This window comes from Streptomyces sp. SID3343, assembly GCF_009865215.1.
GTDB lineage: Bacteria > Actinomycetota > Actinomycetes > Streptomycetales > Streptomycetaceae > Embleya.
On sequence record NZ_WWJX01000886.1, the window covers coordinates 1 to 2394 of the forward strand.

Genomic DNA, 2394 nt, shown 5'->3' on the forward strand with positions numbered 1-2394 from the left:
AGCCGCGCCGAGGATTCGCGCCGGCCGGCTGACACCCTCGCCGCGGGCGGACCCGACCGGACCATCGGACTGTGGACCATCCGACTGTGGACCATCCGAACCCGACCGCGACCCGGCGGTGTGCGCCCAGGGCCGTCGCCCCCGGATACCCCGCCGAGCGCCCCCTGCCGTGTTTGCCGCAGCCGATCGCCGGGCCGTCGCCGGGCCCGCTCGGCGGGGGGCGGCGACCACGTCGGCCGGCGGGCCCACCACCGGCGCCGATACACGGGGCGACATGCGCGGCACGGTGCGCGCGACCCCGCCGGCGAGGTCGGCGGCGAACCGGGCGGGGTTCGGTCCGCGGGCCGTCGGCGGCGCGGACGGGGAGCCGAGTAAGCCCGGGGCAACTGGGTATCTGACCCTCTGTCACCATGAAAAGGTAAAGGATTACTTGGTGTTTCCTTTACCTTCTGGCATCCTTGAGGGCAATCGGAGGGGTGCTTCCCCCTCCGGCGATGACGCGCCCGCCCACGTCTGCCGGAGGCAATTGTGGACGTTTCACCTCTCGCCTGGGTCCTGACCATCGTCGTGCTGTTGGCACTGGTGGCAGTCGACCTCTTTCTCAACCGCAAGCCGCACGAGGTCACGCTCAAGGAGGCATCCCTGTGGGGTGTCTTCTGGGTCGGCCTCGCGATCGTGTTCGGAATCGGCCTGTGGGTCTTTTCCGGATCGGCCCCCGCCGGCGAGTTCTTCGCCGGATTCATCACCGAGAAGTCGTTGAGCGTCGACAACCTCTTCGTCTTCGTCCTGATCATGGGCAAGTTCGCGGTGCCGCCGCAGTACCAGCAGCGGGTACTGCTGGTGGGCGTGCTGCTCGCGCTCGTCCTGCGCGGCATCTTCATCGCCGCCGGAGCCGCGGTCGTCGCGGCGTTCTCGTGGGTCTTCTTCATCTTCGGCGCGTTCTTGATCTGGACCGCGTGGAAGTTGATCAAGGAGGCGCAGTCCGACGACGAGGAGGAGTTCGAGGAGAACGCCCTCCTGCGCAAGGTCGAGAAGGTCCTGCCGACCACCGACGGCTACCGCGACATGAAGCTCGTGGTGAAGGAGAACGGCAAGCGCTTCGTCACGCCGATGCTGATCGTGATGATCGCCGTCGGCACGACCGACGTGCTCTTCGCGCTCGACTCGATCCCGGCGATCTTCGGTCTCACCAAGGAGCCGTACATCGTCTTCACCGCGAACGCCTTCGCGCTGATGGGTCTGCGGCAGCTGTACTTCCTGATCGGCGGCCTGCTCAAGAAGCTCGTCTACCTGTCCTACGGCCTGTCGGTCATCCTCGGGTTCATCGGCGTCAAGCTGATCTTCGAGGCGCTGCACGGCCAGGGTGTGCACGTGCCGACGATCGGCATCCCGGTCTCGCTCGGCGTCATCGTGGCGACTCTCGCGATCACCACGGTGCTGAGCCTGCGCAAGAACAAGAAGGACGAGGCGGCGGCCGCGGCGCAGGCCGCGGACAAGGACGCCACCGTCTGACGCGCGGCAAGGACACCACCGGCTAACGCGGTATCGACACCGCCGGCGGCCCCTGGGCGAGGAGCTCCCCGCCCGGGGGCCGTTCGTCGTCTCGCGCCGGACGCCGCAGCCGGACGCCGACGCTGCCGCACAGGCATCGCGTGTAGACGACTTCGCCCTGGGATGTGTGATGACGGGACAGTACGGTCATGTGCGCACTCTCCACACGTCCGCACGCGTGGCACCGGGAAGACATCGTTACCTCCGTGCATTGGCTACTGTAATGAGTGTGGCGATGTAGCTCCTTACATGTCTCGCAGCCTAGGTAAGGGTTCAATGGAAGTCAACGGTTACCGCAGTGATGGCGTCGGTGCGTCCGTCGCGATGGTCAACGCGTGGACGGGCGAGCAGGGCGCGCTGCCGCCCGACGTCGAGTCGGCGCGCGACGTGCTGAGGCCGTTCTCGTTCCTGGTCGCGGATCTGGACGAGAGCGCGTTGGAGCCGCTCCTGGCGTGGGCGGCGGAACTGCGCGCGTTCTTCGTGATCACCGACCTGGAGAGGGCGGTGGCGCACGTGAACGATCTCCTGGCGCGGGTCGAGATGCGCCCCAGGCTCGTGGACCACGGCCGCGGGCTGCACCTGCACCACGCTCCGTCGGGGGTGCCGTTCGTGCAGCGCATCCGGATCAACACGGCGATGGGCGTGGCCAACCTGGTGGCCGACTACGGCGTGGGGCGCTCGGGGGTGTGCGCGGCGGCCGACTGCGACCGCGTGTTCGCCGACACCTCGCGCAACGGGCGCAAGCGCTACTGCTCCGACGCGTGCGCCAATCGCGCCAACGTCGCGGCGCACCGGGCGCGACGCAGGGCCGCCACACCCGCGCGCTGACGCGGAGCGGGCGGG

General features: G+C 68.5%; 2 protein-coding genes. Both read left to right on the plus strand.

The genetic code is table 11. The features are described from left to right. Positions 1-528: 528 nt before the first annotated feature. Positions 529-1512, plus strand: coding sequence for a TerC family protein (locus tag GT354_RS27565; RefSeq protein ID WP_161359084.1), 984 nt, complete (start codon positions 529-531; stop codon positions 1510-1512). 315 nt (positions 1513-1827) lie between these two features. Beyond that, entirely contained in the window at positions 1828-2379 is a 552-nt protein-coding gene (locus tag GT354_RS27570) for a CGNR zinc finger domain-containing protein (protein WP_202512369.1), read from the plus strand. Positions 2380-2394: the final 15 nt, after the last annotated feature.

Coding starts and splice junctions, on each gene's coding strand:
- GT354_RS27570 (WP_202512369.1), top strand. CDS start 1,828: ATGGAAGTCAACGGTTACCGCAGTGATGGCGTCGGTGCGTCCGTCGCG.